This window comes from Microbacterium sp. M, assembly GCF_045181065.1.
GTDB lineage: Bacteria > Actinomycetota > Actinomycetes > Actinomycetales > Microbacteriaceae > Microbacterium.
The window spans coordinates 2,337,231-2,357,882 of record NZ_CP173721.1; the positions used below are offsets into that span (position 1 = coordinate 2,337,231).

Below are 20,652 nucleotides of genomic sequence, written 5' to 3' on the forward strand. Positions count from 1 at the left end.
GCAGAGTCCCCCGCCGATGCGGCGGGCCGGGTCAGCCGGCGATGCCGACGTCCGGCGTGGAGACATCGAAAGTCTCCGCGTCGGGGTTCGCCGCCACGAGTCGGGTCAGCACGAAGGCCTTTTCAGCAGACTCTTCCGAACTCCCCCACACGACGGTCTTGTCGCCCAGTATGAGCGTGACGTCGTCCGTGGATGACGCCTCGACACGGGTGAGCTGCGCGCGCAGATCCGCGGGGAGCGATCGCACGACGAGTCCGGCGGATTCGAAGGCAGCCGATTCCGTTCCGCCCTCGATCTCCAGCAGCGGCTGTCCGGCCGGCTGTGCATCCGTGGTCGCGAGGGCGACACCTGCGGCGTCCACGAGGGTGTAGCCGACATCCGATACGAGGACGCCGACCGGCGTGCGCTCCACAATCCGCACGGTGAGCCCGTGCGGCGGCTTGGCTTCGAGCGCGTAGGTCTCGATCAGGGGAAACGCGATGAGCGCCTCCTTGACATCGCCCGCGTCCACCATCGCGAGCGGGGTGCCGACCTGATCCGCCAGCGCGGCCTCGACCTGCGCCGGATCCAGCGTCGTCGCCCCGATCACGGTGACCTTCTCGACCGCGAACAGCGGGCTGTACGCCGCCAGCGCGGTCCCGCCGATCAGCAGGAAGAGAGCTCCGAACGTGCCCAACCAGATCATCCTGCGGCGACGCGAGCGCTGCGTGAATCTGCGGATCTCGCTCTTGAGCGCCTTGCGCCGCGCGCGAGCGGCGCGCCAGACGTCGCGTTGGGTGAGCGGGGGCTCCTCCGCGTCGAGCGCGCCCGAATCCGCGGCGCCTATGCGGCCGTGGGCGTCGGATGCCGCGAGCGGCGTGACGACGGCATCGGGCGACTCGTCGCGCGAGCGGCGGCCTCGGCGGGCCGGCTGCTCGTCGGACGGCTGCTCGTCCGGGGTGACCGGGAGGGGCGCTGGCCGGCGCATGCGTCAGTCCTCTGACGTCCGTCGGAGAGAGTCGAGCACCTGCGGGATGATCTGATACACGTTGCCGCAGCCGAGCGTCAGGACGTAGTCTCCCTCGCGCGCGATGCTCGCGGTGTAGTCCGCGGCCTCCTGCCAATCGGCGACGTAGTGCACGTTGCCCTGGTCGGCGAACGCTCCGCTGACCAGTTCGCCCGTGACACCGGGCACCGGATCCTCGCGCGCACCGTAGACGTCGAGCATGACGGTGTGGTCCGCTCCCTGCTCGAGCACCTCGGCGAATTCGCGGAACATGTGCTGCGTGCGCGAGTACGTGTGCGGCTGCTGTATGGCGATGACCCGACCGCCGCCGACGACGCTGCGGGCGGTCGCCAGCGCGACCTGCACCTCGGCCGGGTGGTGGGCGTAGTCGTCGTACACGCTGACGCCGCGCTCGGTGCCGTGGAGCTCGAAGCGCCGCACCGTGCCGGCGAAGCCCTCCAGCGCCCGAGCGGCGTCGGAGAGCGAGTAGCCGAGCGCCTGCAGCACCGCGACGGCACCGGCGGCGTTGATCGCATTGTGCGCGCCGGGGACCGCGAGCGTGAGCCGTACCGTCTCGCCGCCGCGCGTGAGAGTCGCCGACACGGGGCCGGTCGTGTCGATGTCGGTGATCCGGAGATCGGCGTCCTCGGCGAGGCCGAAGGTGATCACGTTGCGGTGCGACATGCCGGCCGAGACGCGCAGCGCGCCAGGGTCGTCACTGGAGATCACGACGGCTTCCGTCGCGGCATCCGCGAATCGCACGAACGCGTCGTGGAACGCCTCGTCGGAGCCGTAGAAGTCGAGGTGGTCCGGGTCGACGTTCGTGATGAGCGCCACCGCCGTGCCGTACAGCAGGAACGTCCCGTCCGACTCGTCGGCCTCGATCACGAACAGTTCATCGGAGCCCGTGGCGCTGGAGGTGCCGAGCTGCTCGATGACTCCGCCGTTCACGAAGCTCGGGTCGGCGCCGAGCTCGCGCAGGGCGGTGATGATCATGCCCGTCGACGTCGTCTTGCCATGGGCGCCGGCGACCGAGACGAGGCGCCGCGAGCCGATCAGCCAATGCAGCGCCTGCGACCGGTGGATCACATGCAGGCCGCGCTGCTTGGCGGTGACGAACTCCGGGTTCTCGGGCCAGATCGCTCCGGTGTGGATCACGGTGTCCGCGTCGCCGAGCTGAGCGGCGTCGTGACCGACGTACACGGTGGCCCCGGCATCCGCCAGGGCGCGCAGAGCGGCACTGTCCGCGCGGTCGGAACCGGACACCCGGATGCCGGCGTCGAGGAACATCTTCGCGAGTCCGCTCATACCCGAGCCACCGATGCCGATGAAGTGCGCGGCCGTGATGGACTCCGGGATCGGGAGGGTGAGGTCAGGTCTGATCATGTCGTTCTCAGTTTAGTTCGGCGCCGTGAGAGCGCGGTCGACCAACGCGATGACGTTCTCCGTGCCGGCGCGCGTTCCGACGCGCTCGGCGGCGGCCGCCATGGCCGCGATGCGATCCGGATCCCCGAGCAGCGGCACGACCGTCGAGCGCACGGTGTCGCCGGAGAACGTGGGGTCGTCGAGCAGGACGGCAGCACCGGCGGCGACGGCGGATGCCGCGTTCAGCCGCTGCTCGCCGTTCCCCACGGAATACGGCACGTACAGCGCCGGGATGCCGAGGGCGCTGATCTCGCTGACGGTGGCCGCTCCGGAGCGCGAAACGATCAGATCGGCCAGCGCGAATGCGAGGTCCATCCGATCGATGTAGCGGCGCATCGTGTACCCGGCGGCGCCGGGATCGGCGAGGTCGCTGCGCTCCCCCGTCACGTGCAGCAGCTGCCATCCGGCATCCAGCACGTCCTGCCAGGAGTCGGCGAACGCGTCGTTCAGGCGCTGCGCGCCGAGCGAGCCGCCGAACACGAGCAGCACGGGACGGTCGGCATCCAGCCCGAAGGCCTCGGCGGCCTCGGCGCGCGCTGCCTGCCGGTCGAGCTCGATGACCTCACGACGCAGCGGCATGCCGACGACCTCGGCGCCGCGCATGGGCGTTCCGTCGAAGGCGACGCCGACGGATGCCGCGCGACGCGCACCCAGCTTGTTCGCGAGACCCGGCTTCGCGTTGGCCTCGTGCACGACATAGGGCACGCGCTCACGACGCGCGGCGACGTAGGCGGGCGCGGCCGCATAGCCGCCGAAGCCGATCACGACATCGACGCCGTGCGTGCGGATGTGCTCGCGCACCTGGCGGACGGCCCTGCGGAACCTCGCGGGGAAGGCGGCGGCCTGCTTGTTCGGTCGCCGCGGAAAGGGCACTTTGTCGACGATGAGGAGTTCGTATCCGCGCTCAGGCACCAGACGCGCCTCGAGTCCTTCGGCGGTGCCGAGCACCAGGAGATCGGATTCGGCGTCCCTCAGGCGGAGCCCATCGGCCACGGCGAGCAGGGGGTTGACATGTCCGGCGGTTCCTCCGCCGGCGAGCAGGTACGTGGTCACCTGGTGACCTTACCCCGTCCGTCTGCGGGGATCGTGCGCGCGAAGGCCAGCAGGACGCCGCACGCGAGCAGCACCGACAGCAGCGCCGTACCGCCCTGGGACATGAACGGCAGCGGCACGCCCATGACGGGGAAGACGCCGATCACGACGCCGATGTTGATGAGCGCCTGACCGATGATCCATACCGTGATCCCACCGGCTGCGACCCGGATGAACGGGTCGTCCGTCTTGCGGATGATGTGGAAGGCGCCGATCGCGAAAACGGTGAACAGCGCCATGACGACGAGGCACCCGATGAGGCCGAGTTCCTCGCCGACGACGGCGAAGATGTAGTCGTTCGCCGCGGCCGGCAGCCAGCCGTACTTCTCCTGCGAGTTGCCGAGCCCGAGGCCGAAGATTCCGCCCGTCGCCATGCCCCAGAATCCGTGGATGGCCTGGTAACAGATGCCGTCATACGTCTGGCGGTCCACCGCAGGGTCGACGTTCGCGCACAGCGCCGTGATGCGGCGCATGCGGTTGTCGCTGGAGAGCGCGTAGAACAGCACCGCACCGGCGCCGCCCAGCAGCGGCAGGATGAACAGCCGCAGCTTGACACCGGAGAAGAACAGGCACGCGAGCAGCACGAGCACGAGGACCATCGCCGTGCCCAGGTCTTCGCCGGCCATGACGGAGCCGATCACCAGCACGGAAACCGGGACCACCGGGATGAACACGTGATGCCAGACCGCGAGCCTGGTCTGCTTGCGCAGCAGCACGTACGCGATCCACAGCGCGAGAGCGAGTTTGAGGAACTCGGACGGCTGCAGGGTGAACCCCGCGATGTCGATCCAGTTGCGGTTTCCGCCCGAGCCGACGCCCAGAGGGGTGAACACCAGCAGCTGCATCAGCGTCGCCAGGATCAGTGCGGGCCACGCGAGCTTCTTCAGCCAGTCGATCGGCATCCGGCTGACGACGAACATCAGCGGAATGCCGACGAGCGCGAACAGCCCCTGCTTGATGGCGGTGCTCATGGTGCCGCTCTCGACAGCGGCGGTCGCGGAGACGACCATCACGAGCCCGAAGACCGTCAGCAGCAGCGCCGCCGAGGTGATGAGCACGAACTCCGTGGACGGCGGAGTGAGCAGCCGTCCGAGGGAGACGCGAGCGGCGAGACCTGAGCCGGACTCAGTGCGCTTCGGGCGAGCCACCTGCGTCATCGGCACTCCCCCGGTCTATCCATGCCTGCACCGCTTCGGCGAAACGGTGGCCGCGATCCGCATAACTGGAGAACTGGTCGAAGGATGCCGCTGCGGGGGCCAGCAGGACCGTACCCTCCCCATCGACGATCCCGGTCGCGATCTCCACGACGCGGTTCATGACCTCTCCAGTGTCGTCAGTGACGACCTCGAACACCGGCACCGCCGGCGCGTGTCGTGCGAATGCCGCCACGACCTCGCCCCGATCGACGCCGATCACCACGGCGGCACCGGCCGTCGGGCCGACGTCCGCGATGAGCTCTGAGATGTCCACGCCCTTCAGATCGCCGCCCAGCACCCAGACGGCGCCGGGGTACGCGCGCAGCGACGAGGCCGCCGCGTGCGGGTTGGTGGCCTTGGAATCGTCGACCCAGGTGATGCCGCGGTGCTGCGCGACGACCTGGATGCGGTGCGCGTCCATCCGGAATGCGTTCAGCGCACGCCCGATCGCCTCGGGTTCCACGCCGAGCGATCGCGCCAGCGCACTCGCGGCGAGGATGTTCTGCACGATGTGCGGGGCGGCGAGCCCCGCCTGCTCGAGGTCCTCCAGCGTCGTCAGTTCCAGAGCGCTGTTCGCACGGTCATCGAGGAACGCGCGGTCCGCGAGGATCCCCTCCACGATGCCGAAATCGCTGGGACCGGGCATGCCGAGATCGAATCCGATCGCTCGCGCACCATCGACGACATCCGCCTCTTCGACCATCACGCGGGTCGCGGCATCCGCCTTGTTGTACACGCACGCGACGCGGGTGTTGCGATAGACGATCGCCTTGGCATCCCGGTATGCCTGAGCACTGCCGTGCCAGACGAGATGATCGTCGGCGAGGTTCAGACAGACCGCGGAGTAGGGAGACAGCTCCGCGACCGGGGAGCTCTGCCCCAGGTACCAGAGCTGATGGCTGGAGAGCTCGACGACGAGGACGTCGAAGCCGGCCGGGTCGCGCACCGCGTCCAGGACGGGGATGCCGATGTTGCCGCACGGCGCCGCACGGAGGCCGCCCTCGACGAGAAGCGTCGCCGTCAGTTGCGTCGTCGTCGTCTTGCCGTTCGTGCCCGTGATGAGCACCCAGTCGGCCGGGGTGCCGTCCGGGCGAACGATCTTGTCGCGCACGCGCCAGGCGAGTTCGACATCGCCCCAGAGGGCGATGCCTGCCTCCAGCGTCCAGCGGATCACGGGATGCGACGGGGAGAACCCGGGCGAGGCGATGACGACCTCGGGGTCGAAGGCGCGCAGGGCGTCCGGAACCTCGGACAAGGAGCCGATCTCGAGCGCCGCGCCGATCACCGGCACCAGACGCTCGTACTCCTCACTCGCGCTCTCGGAGAGCACGAGGACCTCGGCGTCGAGTTCGGTGAGAGTATCTGCGACCGAGAATCCGGTGACCGACAGACCGAGAACGGCGACGCGCAGGCCCGTCCAGTCGGCATGCCAGCTGGTCAGGGCATCCAGTCGGGCGTCAGCCATTGACCTGGCTCAACCACTCGACGTAGAACAGTCCGACGGCCGAGACCGCGAGGAGCCCCGCGATGATCCACAGGCGCACGACGATCGTGACTTCGGGCCAGCCGCGCATCTCGAGATGGTGGTGGAAGGGGCTCATCAGGAAGAGGCGCTTGCCTCGTGTGATCTTGAAGTAGGCGCGCTGCAGGATCACGGAGCCGGAGGACAGCACGAAGACGCCGGCGATCACGAACAGCAGCAGTTCGGTGCGGCTGAGGATCGCCATGGCCGTGATGACGCCGCCGATGGCCATCGATCCGACGTCGCCCATGAACACCTTGGCCTTCGGCGCATTCCACCAGAGGAATCCGATGAGGCCTGCCGCGAACGAGGCGCCGACGATCGCCAGGCTGAACGGATCGCGCACTTCGTAGCATGCGGAGAGCACGGACGGATCGACGCCCTCCCCGCAGACCTGCTTGAACTGCCAGAAGGCGATGAGGCTGTAGGCGCCGACGACGAACACACCGGCTCCGGCCGCGAGGCCATCGAGCCCGTCCGTGAGGTTGACGCTGTTGGAGGTCGCGACGCCGATCACGGAGATCCAGATCAGGTACAGCGCCCAGCCGAGGATCAGGCCGCCGGCCATGAGGTTCAGCCACGGGATGTCGCGGAACAGCGAGACGTAGTAGCTCGCCGGAGTGTTGCCGAAGTCGTTCGGGAAGTGCAGCGCGAAGATGCCGAACGGGATCATGACGATCAGCTGGCCGACGATCTTGCGCCAGCCCGAAAGCCCGAGGCTGCGCTGGGAGCGCACCTTCATGAAGTCGTCGACGAACCCGACCGCGCCGAATCCGGCCATGAGCCAGAGCACGAGCATCGCGGAGATGGTCGGTTCGCTGCCACCGGCGTAGATGCCGGTGAAGTAGCCGACGATCGTGCCGACGATGAAGATCACGCCGCCCATGGTCGGCGTGCCGCGCTTGGCCTCGTGACTCGGGTTCTCGATCGCGTCGGGGGTGCGGATCACCTGCCCCCAGCCCCACTTGCGGAACAGCCGCAGGAAGACCGGAGTCAGAAAGAGTGTGAAGGCGAGCGATATCGCCGCCGCCATAAGCAGGGACCTCACGAGAACAATTCTCCCAGACGATCACCGAGGTGCCGGAGCCCCACGGAATTGGATGACTTCACGAGCACGCGGTCCCCCGTGCGCAACTCGTTCTTCAGATATTCGTATGCGGCGTCCTGGTCGGGCAGATGAACCGCCTCGCTGTCCCAGGAGCCCTCGCCGATGGCGGAGATGTAGAGACGCCGCGCCTCCGGACCCACCACGACGATGCGCTGGATGTTCAGGCGCACGGCGAGCAGCCCGATCCGATCGTGCTCCTCCCCCGCATCCTCGCCCAGTTCGGTCATGGCGCCGAGGACGGCGACGGTGCGCTCGTCGGGGCCGGTGATCTGCGCGAGCGTGCGCAGAGCCGCGGCCATCGAGTCGGGGCTGGCGTTGTACGCATCGTTGATGATGCGGACGTCGTCGTTGCCCATGGGCTGCATGCGCCAGCGCTCCGCGACCTCGAGGGTCTGCAGCCGCTCGATCGCTGTCGCCGTGGGGACGCCCAGTGCCCTGGCCGCGGCGATCGCGGCGAGGGCGTTGGAGACGTGGTGCGCACCGAGGACCTGAAGCGCGAGCGGGTGGGCCGGCTCGCCGTCGACCTCGACGACGCAGCGCGTTCCGGATGCCGAGACCTCGACGTCCTTCGCGCGCACGTCGGCGCTCGGTGCCTGTCCGAAGCCGATGACCGTGATCCCGCGGCCTTCGGCCGCCGGGCGCATGGCTGCGACCCGGGGGTCGTCGATGTTCAGGATGCTGGTGCCGCCCGGCCGCGTGGCCGCGATCAGCTCCGCCTTGGCCTTGGCCGTCTCCTCGATGCCGCCGAAGCCGCCGGCGTGCGCCATGCCGACCATCAGCACGATGGACAGGTCCGGCTCGACGAGACCTGCGAGGTGCGCGATGCGGCCCGGTGCGCTGGCGCCGAACTCGCTGACGAGGAAGCGGGTGTCCGCGGTGACGCGGAGCATCGTGACGGGGGCGCCGACCTCGTTGTTGTACGAGTTGATCGGCGCGACGGTCTCGCCGTCGGATTCGAGGATTCGGGCGAGCATGTTCTTGGTCGTGGTCTTGCCGTTGGATCCGGTGATTCCGACGATCTGCAGGCGACCGAGCGCGCGCACGCGCGCCACGACCTCGCGGGCCAGATCGGCCAGCGCGCCCACAGCATCGGGCACCACGATCTGGCTGATCGGAGCATCGACGGGACGCTCGACGATCGCCAGCACGGCACCCTGAGCAGCGGCCTGAGCGACGAAGGCATGCCCGTCGGTCGTGGCACCCGGCTTGGCGACGAAGATCGCGCCCGGCCCCATCTGGCGGGAGTCGGTGTCCACGACGCCGTCCACGACGGAGTCACCGGTGTGGTCGCCGAACAGGCGCAGCTCCCCCTTCAGGACAGCGGCGATCTCAGCGAGCGACAGGGCGATCATGACTTCTCCACGCGCGGCGGTGAGCCGGCTTACTTGAACTTGGGGAGCAGCTCGTCCATCGGTTCCGTGGACGGCTTCACCCGGTAGGTCTTGAGCACCTGCGTCATCGCCTTCTGGAAGGCTGTGGCGGTGGCAGCAGACGTCCTCAGCTTAGTCGGCTCGTCCATCGTGACCACGACGACGTACTCAGGGTCTTCGGCCGGTGCGTACCCCACGATGCTCACATCGAAGATTCCGGACTTGTATCCGCCGTGCCCATCCGGCGTCTGCGCGGTGCCGGTCTTGGTCGCAATCCGGTAGCCGGGGACCTCGATGCGCTCGGACAGCCCGCCCTGCACCGCGACGTTCTCGAGCATGCGCTGCACCTGTGCCGCGGTGTTCTCGCTGATGACCTGCTCGTGCTCCGGCGCGTCGGCTTCGACCACGGTGCCGTCGGCCTGGGTACAGGACTCGATCAAGGAGAGGTCGATGCGCTCACCGTCGTTCGCGAAGGTCTGGTAGGCGCTCGCGAGCTGCGCAGCGGTGATCGTGAAGTGCTGGCCGAAGGTCGTCGTGTACAGCGACTGGTTGTCCCATTCGCTCGCCGGGTGCAGCGTGCCGGGCTCTTCGCCGTACAGGCCGATCGGCGTCTTCTGACCCACCCCGAATTTGGCCAGGTAGTCGTGACGGACCTCAGGGGCGACCATCTCGCCGTACTTCGACAGCGCGACGTTGGACGAATCGATCAGGGCGCCCGCGAGCGTGTAGTTGTACTGCGGGTGCGAGAAAGGATCGTTGATCTCGGCCCCGTTGGGGAAGAACTCGCGACTCTCGGCCGTCACGCCCGTCGACCAGTCCGCGACGCCCTGATCGATGATCGTCGCCGCCGTCACGGCCTTGAACGTGGAGCCCGGTTCGAACGTCTTGGAGAAGATCTGGGAGGTCCAGTAGCCGCTGGGCGTGCCGTCGACATTGTTCGGGTCGACCGACGGCCATTCGGCCGCGGCCCGGATCTTGCCGGTCTTGACCTCGACCACCGTCACCGTCGCGCTCGCTGCGCCCTGACGCTGCGCCTCCTCTGCGACCATCTGCTGGAGGTACCAGTTCAGGTCGCTGTTGAGCGTCAGCTGCACGGTGCCGCCGTCGACGGCATCCGTCGTGGTCTCGCTGCCGGGGATGACGACGCCGTCCTTGCCCGTGCGGTACGTCTGGGAGCCGTCGGTGGGCGCCAGGCACTCGCCCATCATCCGCTCCACGCCGTACTGCCCCTCTCCCGCGCCGTTGAGGAAGCCGACCATCGTGCCGGCCACAGCGCCGTTCGGGTAGACGCGAACGCTGCGCGACTTCATCGCGAGATAGGCCAGCCCCTCGTCCTTCAGTTCCTTCAACTGCAGATACTGCTCGGTGTTGAGGCCGCTCTTGAGGAAGAGGTACTGCGATTCCGGATTCTCCTCGAGGTTCGCCGCGACATCGGCGCGCAGCTGCTCACCGGTCGTGCCGATCACCGCTGCGATCTTGTCCGACGCCTCCGCCCACAGGTACGGGGGCGGGCTCTTCTCGTTCTCGTCGACGACGGCGATGAGCGACGGCGAGAGCTGCACGTCGTAGACCAGCGTGCTCGCTGCGAGCACCGTGCCATCGGCGTCGACGATGCTGCCTCGATTGCCGGCGATGGCGGTCGTGGTGCCGAGGTTTCCGACCTCGAGCGAATCGGACACGTGGTCGTCGGCCGAGACCACCTGGATGTCGACCAGGCGGACCACGAACGCTGCGAGAACCGCGAAGACGACCGCCAGTGCGACGACGGTACGCCGCCGGGGACCACGTGTTGCGCGTGTCGTCATCATGTCTCCGGTCTCAGTGTGTGCTCGGTGTCGGCAGCCCATCGGTCAGGGCGGGCGGCGTGTCGGATTCCGGGGGTGCCACGGCGTCGTCTGCGGTGGCGGCCTGCACGGGCTGTTCTTCCGCCGCGGTCGCTGCGGCAGCTGCGGCGGCCCGGTCGTCGAGCAGCGAGTTCGCGACGGCGCCCGATCCGTTCGGATTCACCGTCGAGACGCCTTCCGCTCCGATTCCGGCGCCGACCACGGCGCCGTCGCTGAGCCGCAGATACGAAGCGGTCCCTGCGACGACCATGCCCAGCTCGCTCGCCTTGCTGGCGAGCGACTGCGGGGAGTTCGTTCCGGCGAGCTGCTCCTCGAGCGCCTGAGCCTCGAGACCGAGCGAACGCTGCTGGCTCTTCAGGTCTGCGACGACGAACGAGTCGTGCGTTGTCGCGAGCGTCAGCCCCATCTGGGCGGCGCCGATCACCAGGGCACCGGTCAATGCGACGAGGGCGTACGCGAGCTTCGGACGGCGCCTCGGTGCCGTCTGCTCGACGGGCCGAAGGCGACGTCCGCGTTCTTCACGGACCGGAGCCTGCGGGGTCGGCCGCAAGCGGGCGGTTGCTTCGGCACTCATGACCGCTCCCTCAGCTTCTCGGCGGCACGCAGCCGCACCGGTATCGCACGCGGGTTGCGCGCGCGCTCGTCGTCGCCGGCGAGTTCGGCGCCCTTGGTCAGCATCCGGAAGCGGGGGGCGTGCTCCGGGAGCTCGACCGGCAGCCCCGCCGGGGCCGTCGACGCGGATGCCGCGGCGAACGCCTGCTTTATCAGGCGGTCCTCCAACGACTGATACGACATGACGACGATGCGTCCGCCGATGTTCAGGGCATCCATCGCGGACGGGATGGCGTCCGCGAGGACGCTCAGTTCGGAGTTGACCTCGATCCGCAGCGCCTGGAAGACGCGCTTGGCAGGATGTCCGGCGCGCTGCGCAGCGGCCGGCGTGGCGGCGATGAGGAGCTCGACGAGCTGCCCCGACCGCTCCAGCGGCGTCTCCTGACGAGCCTGGACGATGAAGCGCGCGTATCGTCCGGCCAGCTTCTCCTCGCCGTAGCGTTCGAAGATGCGGCGGAGGTTGCCCTCGCTGTAGGTCGCGAGCACGTCGGCTGCCGTCGTGCCCTTGGTCTGATCCATCCGCATGTCCAGCGGAGCGTCCTTGGAGTACGCGAAGCCGCGCTCCGCCTCGTCCAGTTGCAGGGAGGAGACTCCGAGGTCGAAGAGGATGCCGTCGGCGCCCTGCGCGTGCAGCCCGATCTCGTCGTACACCGAATGGACGAACGAGGCGCGTCCGCCGAAGCGCGCCAGACGCTCGGAAGCGATCCGCAGAGCATCGGTGTCGCGGTCGAGTCCGACCAGGCGGATGTTCTCGAAGCGCTCGAGGAACGCCTCGGCGTGGCCGCCCATGCCGAGCGTGGCATCGACGAGGACGGCGCCGTCGTGCTGCAGCGCCGGAGCGAGCAGTTCGATGCAGCGCTCCAGGAGGACCGGGGTGTGGATGTCTCGGATGCTCATGATGTCTTCGGGAGACCTTCGACTCTGATCCCCCTCCGCTTCGCGACCCGGCACCGGGGAAGTGTGTCGGGGCGGGAGCGGCGGGGCATCACAGTCGAGGTCAGAACAATCCCGGAATCACCTCCTGTTCCAGTTCTGCGTACGTTTCCTCGTTGCTTTCGAGGTAGGTGTTCCAGGCCGCGGCATCCCAGATCTCGGCGTGTGCGCCGACTCCTGTCACGACGAGCTCCTTCTCGAGCCCTGCGTACTGGCGCAGGTGCGCCGGGATGGTGATGCGGTTCTGGCTGTCGGGCATCTCCGCGCTCGCTCCGGAGAGGAACATGCGCAGGAAGTCACGGGCCTGCTTGTTGCTGAGCGGCGCTTGCCGGATCCGCTCGTGCAGCTCTTCGAACTCCGCCGTGCTGAAGACGTAGAGGCAGCGCTCCTGTCCGCGCGTGACGACGATGCCGCCGGCGAGATCCTCGCGGAACTTGGCGGGCAGGATGACTCGGCCCTTGTCGTCGAGCTTCGGTGAGTGCGTCCCCAGCAACATCGGCCTTCACCCCCCTCTTCGTCCGGCCAACTCGAGGTATGCCCCACTTTACTCCACTTTGCTCCACATTCCTACGACCAATCCCACCGATGATGGCACAGCGCGGCCATACCCCGTCGCCCATGCCACTGAAACCCGCAGAAAGACGCGGGTCACGGCGAGTGGAGTGAAGTGGAGCGCGAGTGGAGGACAGGTGGAGCCGAAAGGAGCATCAACACCCGGAAACGCAAAGAACCCGGATGCTCAGAGCATCCGGGTTCTCGAAGTGGAGAGAAGTGGGGTCAGCGCCCCTCTTGGCGGCGGTCCCATCGATCGTTCATGCGATCCATGAAGCCTGCCGAGGAGGCAGGGCCCTTCTCGCGGGGCGCCTTCGGCACCGAGCCGGTCGTGCGTCGCACGGGTGTCACGGCGAGCATGACACCGCCGAGCATGGCGAGGAAGCCGACCACGCCGATGGCGATGGCGAAGGCGCCGAGATCATTGGCCAGTGCCACACCGACGACGAGAGCGCCGATGCCCACCAGCAGCAGTACCGCGCCGTAGACGAGGTTCCGATAGCTCAGCACGCGGTCGCCCGAGGGCGCGCTGACAACATCCGCGTCGTTCTGGAGGAGATGGCGTTCCATCTCGTCGAGCAGACGCTGCTCCTGTTCGGACAGTGGCATTCCGTCCCCCTCGGGTTTCGTGTCTTCCAGTCTACCTGTGCACCGGGCTCCGAGGCTAGAGATCGGCTGAGAGGTGTCGCATCCGATCGCCGTAGGCTGGGGGCGTGCCCTCCCCCGCCTCCATCCCCGACTCCATCGCGCGCGCACTCGAGCAGTTCCTCGACCGCATGCGCGCAGAAGCCGCCGATTACGGACCCGACGGCCGGCGGTTCGTCGAGTCGGCGGCCGCGACGCTGTCGGGCGGAAAACGCCTGAGAGCACGGTTCTGCCACGCCGGGTGGAGTGCGGTGGCACGAGCAGGTGACCGCATGTCCGTCGAACCCGATGCACTGTGGCGCCTGTGCGCTTCTCTCGAAGTGTTCCAGGCCGCAGCCCTCGTCCACGACGACCTCATCGACAACTCCGACACCCGGCGCGGCAGGCCCGCAGCACACCGCGCACTCGAGGCCGAGCATCGAACGGCCGGATGGAGCGGTGACGCCGCCGCCTTCGGACGATCCGGTGCCGTACTGCTCGGCGACCTGCTGGTCGCATGGAGCGACGATCTGCTCGAGGACGCTCTCCAGGGCCTCCCGAACGCACCGGCCGTTCGCGCGGAGTACGCCCGCATGCGGCGCGATGTCACGACCGGCCAGTTCCTCGACATCGCCGAGGAATCGGCGTGGAGCGTCAGCCCTCTGGACGAGCACGCCGAGCGCGCGCTCAGGGTGATCTCTTTCAAGTCCGCCAGATACAGCGTCGTGCAGCCACTCCGGCTGGGCGCGCTGCTCGCCGGCGCGGATGCCGAACAGCTCGACGCGCTCGAGAGCTTCGGGATGCCGCTGGGCATGGCGTTCCAGTTGCGCGACGACGTGCTCGGCGTGTTCGGCGACGCCGCTCTCACAGGCAAGCCCAGCGGAGACGACCTGCGCGAAGGCAAGCGCACCGTGCTCATCGCGTTCACGCGCGAGCGCCTGGCTCCGTCAGCGCGCGTGCTGCTCGACGAGATGCTGGGCGACGACCTGCTGGACGATGCGCAGATCGCAGCACTGCAGGCGACCGTGCGCGACAGCGGCGCACTGGATCGCGTGGAGACGCTGATCGGCGACTACGCGCGCACGGCCGACCGCTCGCTCATCGGAGCGCGGCTGGACAACGCCGCAGTCGGCGAGCTGCGCGAACTCGCCAGGGCGGCGACGACCCGCGTGGCCTGACGCGGGTCAGGCCAGCGTGCGTGCGACGCGGCGGACCTCGCTCTTGTGGCCGGCGAGCAGCGCCGCGATCGGTGCGCGTCCGAGCGTGTCGTCTTCGGCGAGCAGCCAGTCGATCGCCTCATCGTCGGTGAGCCCGGCATCCTGCAGAGCGATGATCGTGCCGCGCAGAGAGGAGAGCGGATGTCCATCGACGATGAAGATCGCCGGCACGGCCAGCACGCCGCTGCGTCGGGAGGCGATGAGGTGGTGATCGTCGATGAGACGACGCACGCGACTCTGCGATTCGTCGAGCACCTCGACGAGGTCGGGCAGGGTCAGCCAGTCGGTGGGGGTCGATTCGGGGGCAGTCTCAGACACGTTGTTCACTATCTCACCTCCGGCTGACAGACGCATGTCGCCCCACCAGTCACACGTGCCACATTCATCACTTCTGTTGACTTCCGTATACATCCGTGTCAGCGTGGACGAGGCGATCAAAGGGGGCTACCTTGAGCCAGCAGACTATGCGCCGCCGTATCCGCCACCTTCAGGTGGGAATCCCGGCCGCGCTCCTGGGCACACTTTCCGGCGCATTCGCCGCCGCCCCGGCGACCGCCGCCGAGGTCACGACGGGCGCGATCGAACGCACGCACGTGTTCGGCGCCCGCACGCTGCCGACCGCTGCACCGACGCCGGCGACGCACACCGTGCGCTCCGGCGAGACGGTGTGGGGCATCGCGCGCACCTACGGCCTGCGCTCCGCCGACCTCGTGTCTTGGAACGGGCTGGGCGCCGATGCGCTGATCCGGCCCGGCCAGGTGCTGCGGCTGACACCGGCATCCCCGGCACCGAGCGCGACTCCTGTCGCCCCCGCACCGGCGGCCCCGTCCACCCAGACGCACACCGTGGTCGCCGGCGACACGATCTCGCGCATCGCCGCGAAGTACGGAACGACCATCGACGCCGTGCTGGCGGCCAACGGCCTTTCGCGCTCCTCGATCATCTACCCGGGTCAGAAGATCCGCATCTCGGGCACCGCCGCCGCACCCGCGCCGGCCCCTGCATCCACTCCCGTCTCCACACCCGCTCCTGCAGCGAACACCGCCACCACGCACACCGTCGTCGCCGGTGACACGATCACGGGCATCGCGGCGAAGTATGCGACGACGATCAGTGCGATCTTCACGGCGAACGGTCTGTCCGGCTCCTCGATCATCTATCCGGGCCAGAAGATCGCGATCCCCGGCAAGCAGGAGACCGCTGCCACCGACCACGGCCCGAAGAGCGCGACGCTCAACGCCCCGCAGACCGAGAACGCCCTCATGATCATCCGCATCGGGCGCGAACTCGGCGTCTCGGATCGCGGCATCGCCATCGCCCTCGCGACCAGCATGGTCGAGTCGTGGCTGCGCAACCTCGACTGGGGCGACCGCGACTCGCTCGGCCTGTTCCAGCAGCGACCGAGCACCGGATGGGGGACGGCCGAGCAGATCCGCAACCGCGACTACGCGATCCGCACCTTCTTCACCGGGAACACCAACCCGGACGGCACGATGACGCACGGACTCCTCGACGTCAGCGGCTGGGAGACCATGCGATTCACCGACGCGGCGCAGGCCGTCCAGAAGTCCGCCTATCCCGAGCGCTACGGTCAGTGGGAACAGGCGTCCTACCAGTGGCTCGCGCAGCTCGGTTGAAGCCGATCCTCCTCACCGGGATCGGCGCAGGGGTGAGGCGTTGCCGGGGCTTTCAGCCTGTTCTCCGTAGACTTTCTTCGTGACGACGAATCAGCAGGCCGACCCCCTCATCGGGCGGCTTGTCGACGGTCGCTATCGTGTGCGCGCCAGGATCGCCCGCGGAGGCATGGCCACCGTGTACGTCGCCACGGATCTGCGGCTCGAACGCCGCATCGCGCTGAAGGTCATGCATGCGCATCTCAGCGACGACTCGAACTTCCAGAGCCGCTTCATCCAGGAGGCCCGCTCGGCCGCGCGTCTCGCCGATCCGCACGTGGTCAACGTGTTCGATCAGGGCCAGGACGGCGAACTCGCCTACCTGGTCATGGAGTATCTGCCCGGCATCACGCTGCGCGAGCTCATGCGCGAACAGCGACGACTGACCATTCCGCAGACCATCACCATCATGGATGCCGTGCTGGCCGGTCTCGCGGCCGCTCACCGCGGTGGCATCGTGCATCGCGACGTGAAGCCGGAGAACGTCCTGCTGGCCGAGGACGGTCGCATCAAGATCGGTGACTTCGGTCTCGCGCGTGCGACCACGGCGAACACCGCCACCGGTGCCCAGCTGCTGGGCACGATCGCCTATCTCGCGCCCGAGCTCGTCACGCGCGGCACGGCCGACGCCCGCAGCGACATCTACGCCCTGGGCATCATGCTCTACGAGATGCTCACCGGCGAACAGCCGTACAAGGGCGAGCAGCCGATGCAGATCGCCTTCCAGCACGCGACCGAGTCGGTTCCTCGACCGAGCGCGCGCAACCCCTCCGTCCCTGAGCAGCTGGATGAGCTGGTCCTCTGGGCGACCGAACGCTCCCCGCAGGAGCGACCGGACGATGCTCAGATGATGCTGAACCGGCTCCGCGAGATCGAGAAGGACCTCGGCATCGCACCTCAGGTCGCCGCGGCGACCTCTCCCCCGGCACGCTCGCAGCTCGACTCCGGCGAAGTGACGAAGGTGCTCCCCGGCACGGCCGTCATCGCGGATCCGACCGGACCCGTGGATCAGGCGGTCGACAACGCGACGCTGCTGCGCCGGCGCACGTCGCGGCGCCGTGCCCGCGGAGCCCTCCTGCTCGCGCTCGTCCTCCTGCTTGCGACCGTCGCGGGCGGCGTGGGCTGGTGGTTCGGCTCCGGGCCAGGATCTCTCGTCGCGGTACCGGATGTCTCGGGCGTGAGCTTCGCCGAGGCGCAGACCGAACTCGCCGAGCACGACCTCGTCGCCGTCGAGGGACACGAGAACGCTATCGACGTCGAGGCCGGACTGGCGATCCGCAGCGACCCCGCACCGGGCGAGCGGCTCGACAAGGGCGCCGAGGTGACGGTCTACGTCTCCGACGGCCCCGCCTCGCATGCGCTGGAGGCCTTGAACGGCCGAGCCGAGCAGGATGCCAGGGACTACCTCGGCTCCGTGCACGTCAACGTCCAGGATGAGACGCTCGAGCTGTACTCGTCCGCCGACGCCGGGCTCGTCATCAACGCGTACGTCACTCCGCGCGCGGGTGGCGACAGCTATGAGTGCGGTGAAGGCTGCGAGATCTTCGAGGACGACACCGTCGAGCTCTACGTCTCACTGGGCGAGCTCCCCGATGTCGTCGGGATGTCGGCGGACGAAGCCGTGGCCGCCCTCGAGGAGAAGGGCATCACGGTCGCCGAGCAGACCGAGGAGTTCAGCGACGACGTCGAAACCGGCATCGTGATGTCGATGGCCGAGCGCGACCCGAGCGGCAATTGGCGGCCGGGCGATTCCACGTCGCTCGTGGTGTCGAAGGGGCCGCAGCTGTTCGAGGTGCCTGATGTCTCCGGGATGACGCTCGCCGAGGCCAAACAAGCGCTGGCCTCCAGTTCGGGTGGCTTCACCGCGAGCTACGCCGCCTGGGGCGATCTCCCCGGTTTCGCGGACATGGCTGTCGTGACGGGTCAGAACCCCGGTTCTGACACGTCGCTTCGCGCCGGATCGAACGTGGAACTGACGATCCAGCTCAGCGGCTGATCCGTGCCTCCGCGTCGTAAGTTCCCCGCAGCCTCCACCGCTTCACGCGCGCGCTACGCGAAGCGACGGCAGCGGCGGCTCGACCGCGTGGACAACGACCTCACCGCCGAGCAGTGGGCCGAGTTGCTCGCGGCCTGGGAGGGATGCGCCTACTGCCGGGCCGGCGGCCTTCCGCTCCAACGGGACTGCGTCCAGCCCATCTCGCGCGGCGGCCGCTACACCCTCGAGAACGTCGTCCCCGCCTGTGCGTCGTGCAATGCGAGCAAGCACAACAACGAGGTCACCGGCTGGCTGCGGCGCAAGAAGCTCGACGAGCGCGCATTCCTGCTCCGCCACGCGACGATCCTGGCGGGGTTCCGCTCCGCCGACTGAGCGGCCGGCACGGGCACCGGGCGGTCAGCGCTTCTCGAGCTCCTCGGCGACGAGGAACGCCAGCTCCAGGCTCTGCATGTGGTTCAGACGCGGGTCGCACAGCGACTCGTAGCGCGTCGCGAGGTCGGCCTCGTCGATGTGCTCTGATCCACCGAGGCACTCGGTGACGTCGTCACCGGTGAGCTCGACGTGGATGCCGCCGGGGAACGTGCCGACGGCGCGGTGCGCCTCGAAGAAGCCGCGCACCTCGTCGACGACGTCGTCGAAGCGACGCGTCTTGTACCCGGTGGGCGTGGTGATGCCGTTGCCGTGCATGGGGTCGGTGACCCAGAGCGGTGTGGCGCCGGCATCCTTCACGGCCTGCAGCAGCGGAGGAAGCGCGTCGCGGATCTTCCCCGCACCCATGCGCGTGATGAAGGTGAGTCGGCCGGGCTCGCGCTCGGGGTCGAGCTTGTCGATGAGTGCGAGAGCCGTCTCGGGCGAGGTGGTCGGGCCGAGCTTGACGCCGATGGGATTGCGGATCTTGGAGAAGTAGTCGACGTGCGCGCCGTCGAGCTCACGTGTGCGCTCTCCGATCCAGAGGAAGTGCGCCGAGGTGTTGTACGGCGTGTCCGTGCGCGAATCGATGCGGGTCATCGGCCGCTCGTAGTCCATGAGCAGGCCTTCGTGCCCGGTGAAGAACTCGACGCGCTTGAGCTCGTCGAAGTCGGCGCCGGCAGCCTCCATGAACTTGATGGCGCGATCGATCTCGCTCGCCATCCGCTCGTACCGCTGGTTGGCCGGGTTCTGCGCGAATCCCTTGTTCCACGAGTGCACCTCGCGGAGGTCCGCGAAGCCGCCCTGAGTGAAGGCGCGGATCAGGTTCAGCGTGGATGCCGCGGTGTGATAGCCCTGCAGCAGGCGTCCTGGGTCGGCGGTGCGGGAGGTCTCGGTGAAGTCGTAGCCGTTGACGATGTCGCCGCGGTAGGCGGGCAGTGTGACGTCACCGCGGGTCTCGGAGTCGCTGGAGCGCGGCTTGGCGAACTGACCGGCCATGCGCCCCATCTTCACGATGGGCATGGACGCACCGTAGGTGAGCACGACGGCCATCTGCAGCACGGTCTTGATCCGGTTGCGGATCTGCTCGGCCGTGGCACCGGCGAAGGTCTCGGCGCAGTCGCCGCCCTGCAGCAGGAACGCCTGGCCGGATGCAGCGCGCGCGAGCCGATCGCGCAGGTTGTCGACCTCGCCGGCGAACACCAGCGGCGGAAGCCCCGCGATCTGACCGGAGACCTCGGCGACACGATCCGCGTCGGGCCACTGCGGCTGCTGCTTGATCGGGAGTGCGCGCCAGGCGTCGAGTGCGGCGTCATGCGGGTTCGGCATGGTCCTCAGCTTACTGGGGCGCGGACACCCCTCGTCGCCTCAGGAGCGCCGTGTGACGCGGGCGGGAAGCCGGTCCTTCACGGTGGACGCGTACACGTCGTCGTACTGCTGCTCGCCGAGCCGCTGCAACGCGATCATGATCTCGTCCGTGACGGATCGGAGGATGTACCGATCGTTCTCCATGCCCTCGTAACGGGAGAAGTCCAACGGCTCGCCGATGACGATCCCGACGCGCACGATGTTCGGCAGTCGCTGGCCGATGGGCATGGCCGTGTCGGTGTCCACCATCACGACGGGGATCACAGGGACCTTCGCCTCGAGCGCCATGCGCGCGATACCGGTGCGGCCGCGATAGAGCTTGCCGTCTGGGCTGCGCGTTCCCTCGGGATAGATGCCGAGCAGATCGCCGCGCCCGAGGACCTGCAGGCCGGTGTTGAGCGACGCCTCAGAGGCTTTGCCCCCCGAGCGGTCGATCGGGATCTGCCCGGTGGCCTTCATGAAGAAGCGCGTCGACCAGCCCTTGATCCCCCGCCCTGTGAAGTAATCGCTCTTTGCGAGGAACGACATCGGCCGGTCGATCACGAGCGGCAGGAAGATCGAGTCGGCGAACGAGAGATGGTTGCTGGCGAGGATCGCCGCACCCGTCGTCGGCACGTTGCGCCGGCCCACGATCCAGGGGCGGAAGATCGCCTTGACGATGGGGCCGATCGCGACATACTTCATCAGCCAGTAGAACATCGATGTGCAGTCTAGCGCCCGACGAACT

Annotated in this window: 19 protein-coding genes; 4 read left to right on the top strand and 15 right to left on the bottom strand. The window is 68.3% G+C overall.

The annotated features are described in order from the left end of the window. Positions 1-31 precede the first annotated feature (31 nt). From ACI7YT_RS11375 to ACI7YT_RS11430, 12 genes are all read right to left on the bottom strand, one after another. Positions 32-967, bottom strand: coding sequence for an FtsQ-type POTRA domain-containing protein (locus ACI7YT_RS11375; protein WP_406245641.1), 936 nt, complete (start codon positions 965-967; stop codon positions 32-34). 3 nt (positions 968-970) lie between these two features. Beyond that, positions 971-2,371: a UDP-N-acetylmuramate--L-alanine ligase gene (murC, locus tag ACI7YT_RS11380; RefSeq protein WP_406245642.1), complete on the bottom strand. Its 1,401-nt coding sequence runs from the start codon at positions 2,369-2,371 to the stop codon at positions 971-973. 12 nt (positions 2,372-2,383) lie between these two features. Continuing rightward, positions 2,384-3,463 (bottom strand): UDP-N-acetylglucosamine--N-acetylmuramyl-(pentapeptide) pyrophosphoryl-undecaprenol N-acetylglucosamine transferase, encoded by a 1,080-nt coding sequence (locus tag ACI7YT_RS11385; protein WP_406245643.1) that lies wholly within the window; start codon positions 3,461-3,463, stop codon positions 2,384-2,386. Continuing rightward, positions 3,460-4,659 carry an FtsW/RodA/SpoVE family cell cycle protein gene (locus ACI7YT_RS11390; protein WP_406245644.1) on the bottom strand — a complete coding sequence of 400 codons (1,200 nt, stop codon included), beginning with the start codon at positions 4,657-4,659 and terminating at the stop codon, positions 3,460-3,462. Before ACI7YT_RS11390 ends, ACI7YT_RS11385 begins: the two co-directional genes overlap by 4 nt. Next, positions 4,628-6,163, bottom strand: a complete 1,536-nt coding sequence (gene murD / locus ACI7YT_RS11395) for a UDP-N-acetylmuramoyl-L-alanine--D-glutamate ligase (RefSeq protein WP_406245645.1) — start codon at positions 6,161-6,163, stop codon at positions 4,628-4,630. The genes ACI7YT_RS11390 and murD overlap by 32 nt, the downstream gene beginning before the upstream one ends. After that, positions 6,156-7,268 carry a phospho-N-acetylmuramoyl-pentapeptide-transferase gene (gene mraY, locus ACI7YT_RS11400; RefSeq protein ID WP_406245646.1) on the bottom strand — a complete coding sequence of 371 codons (1,113 nt, stop codon included), beginning with the start codon at positions 7,266-7,268 and terminating at the stop codon, positions 6,156-6,158. Before mraY ends, murD begins: the two co-directional genes overlap by 8 nt. Continuing rightward, entirely contained in the window at positions 7,265-8,680 is a 1,416-nt protein-coding gene (murF, locus tag ACI7YT_RS11405) for a UDP-N-acetylmuramoyl-tripeptide--D-alanyl-D-alanine ligase (protein WP_406245647.1), read from the bottom strand. Before murF ends, mraY begins: the two co-directional genes overlap by 4 nt. A 29-nt stretch (positions 8,681-8,709) precedes the next feature. Continuing rightward, positions 8,710-10,503, bottom strand: a complete 1,794-nt coding sequence (locus tag ACI7YT_RS11410; RefSeq protein WP_406245648.1) for a peptidoglycan D,D-transpeptidase FtsI family protein — start codon at positions 10,501-10,503, stop codon at positions 8,710-8,712. Between the two features lie 13 nt (positions 10,504-10,516). Further along, positions 10,517-11,116 (bottom strand): hypothetical protein, encoded by a 600-nt coding sequence (locus ACI7YT_RS11415; RefSeq protein WP_406245649.1) that lies wholly within the window; start codon positions 11,114-11,116, stop codon positions 10,517-10,519. Continuing rightward, on the bottom strand, positions 11,113-12,051 hold the full coding sequence (gene rsmH, locus ACI7YT_RS11420; RefSeq protein WP_406245650.1) for a 16S rRNA (cytosine(1402)-N(4))-methyltransferase RsmH: 939 nt from the start codon (positions 12,049-12,051) through the stop codon (positions 11,113-11,115). Before rsmH ends, ACI7YT_RS11415 begins: the two co-directional genes overlap by 4 nt. A 100-nt stretch (positions 12,052-12,151) precedes the next feature. Continuing rightward, positions 12,152-12,583, bottom strand: coding sequence for a division/cell wall cluster transcriptional repressor MraZ (mraZ, locus tag ACI7YT_RS11425; RefSeq protein WP_376180293.1), 432 nt, complete (start codon positions 12,581-12,583; stop codon positions 12,152-12,154). Between the two features lie 281 nt (positions 12,584-12,864). Then, positions 12,865-13,248 carry a DUF3040 domain-containing protein gene (locus ACI7YT_RS11430; protein ID WP_406245651.1) on the bottom strand — a complete coding sequence of 128 codons (384 nt, stop codon included), beginning with the start codon at positions 13,246-13,248 and terminating at the stop codon, positions 12,865-12,867. Positions 13,249-13,352: 104 nt separating this feature from the next. Between ACI7YT_RS11430 and ACI7YT_RS11435 the strand changes: the two genes are divergently transcribed. Beyond that, positions 13,353-14,441, top strand: coding sequence for a polyprenyl synthetase family protein (locus tag ACI7YT_RS11435; RefSeq protein ID WP_406245652.1), 1,089 nt, complete (start codon positions 13,353-13,355; stop codon positions 14,439-14,441). A 6-nt stretch (positions 14,442-14,447) separates the two neighbouring features. Here the strand turns inward: ACI7YT_RS11435 and ACI7YT_RS11440 are convergent, their stop codons facing one another. Continuing rightward, positions 14,448-14,807 carry an Rv2175c family DNA-binding protein gene (locus ACI7YT_RS11440; RefSeq protein ID WP_406245653.1) on the bottom strand — a complete coding sequence of 120 codons (360 nt, stop codon included), beginning with the start codon at positions 14,805-14,807 and terminating at the stop codon, positions 14,448-14,450. 122 nt (positions 14,808-14,929) lie between these two features. Between ACI7YT_RS11440 and ACI7YT_RS11445 the strand changes: the two genes are divergently transcribed. From ACI7YT_RS11445 to ACI7YT_RS11455, 3 genes are all read left to right on the top strand, one after another. Beyond that, the gene (locus ACI7YT_RS11445) at positions 14,930-16,117 is read left to right on the top strand and encodes a LysM peptidoglycan-binding domain-containing protein (RefSeq protein WP_406245654.1); all 1,188 of its coding nucleotides are present in this window, start codon (positions 14,930-14,932) and stop codon (positions 16,115-16,117) included. Between the two features lie 79 nt (positions 16,118-16,196). Continuing rightward, a complete protein-coding gene (pknB, locus tag ACI7YT_RS11450; protein ID WP_406245655.1) occupies positions 16,197-18,149 on the top strand; it encodes a Stk1 family PASTA domain-containing Ser/Thr kinase in 1,953 nt (650 codons plus the stop codon). A 3-nt stretch (positions 18,150-18,152) separates the two neighbouring features. Continuing rightward, positions 18,153-18,521 carry an HNH endonuclease gene (locus ACI7YT_RS11455; RefSeq protein ID WP_406245656.1) on the top strand — a complete coding sequence of 123 codons (369 nt, stop codon included), beginning with the start codon at positions 18,153-18,155 and terminating at the stop codon, positions 18,519-18,521. 24 nt (positions 18,522-18,545) lie between these two features. On the opposite strand, the gene ACI7YT_RS11460 is transcribed toward ACI7YT_RS11455, so the two are convergent. Both ACI7YT_RS11460 and ACI7YT_RS11465 read right to left on the bottom strand, forming a co-directional pair. Further along, the gene (locus tag ACI7YT_RS11460; RefSeq protein WP_406245657.1) at positions 18,546-19,886 is read right to left on the bottom strand and encodes a class II 3-deoxy-7-phosphoheptulonate synthase; all 1,341 of its coding nucleotides are present in this window, start codon (positions 19,884-19,886) and stop codon (positions 18,546-18,548) included. Between the two features lie 39 nt (positions 19,887-19,925). Further along, complete coding sequence (locus ACI7YT_RS11465) at positions 19,926-20,624, bottom strand: lysophospholipid acyltransferase family protein (protein WP_406245658.1); 699 nt, start codon at positions 20,622-20,624, stop codon at positions 19,926-19,928. Positions 20,625-20,652 lie beyond the last annotated feature (28 nt).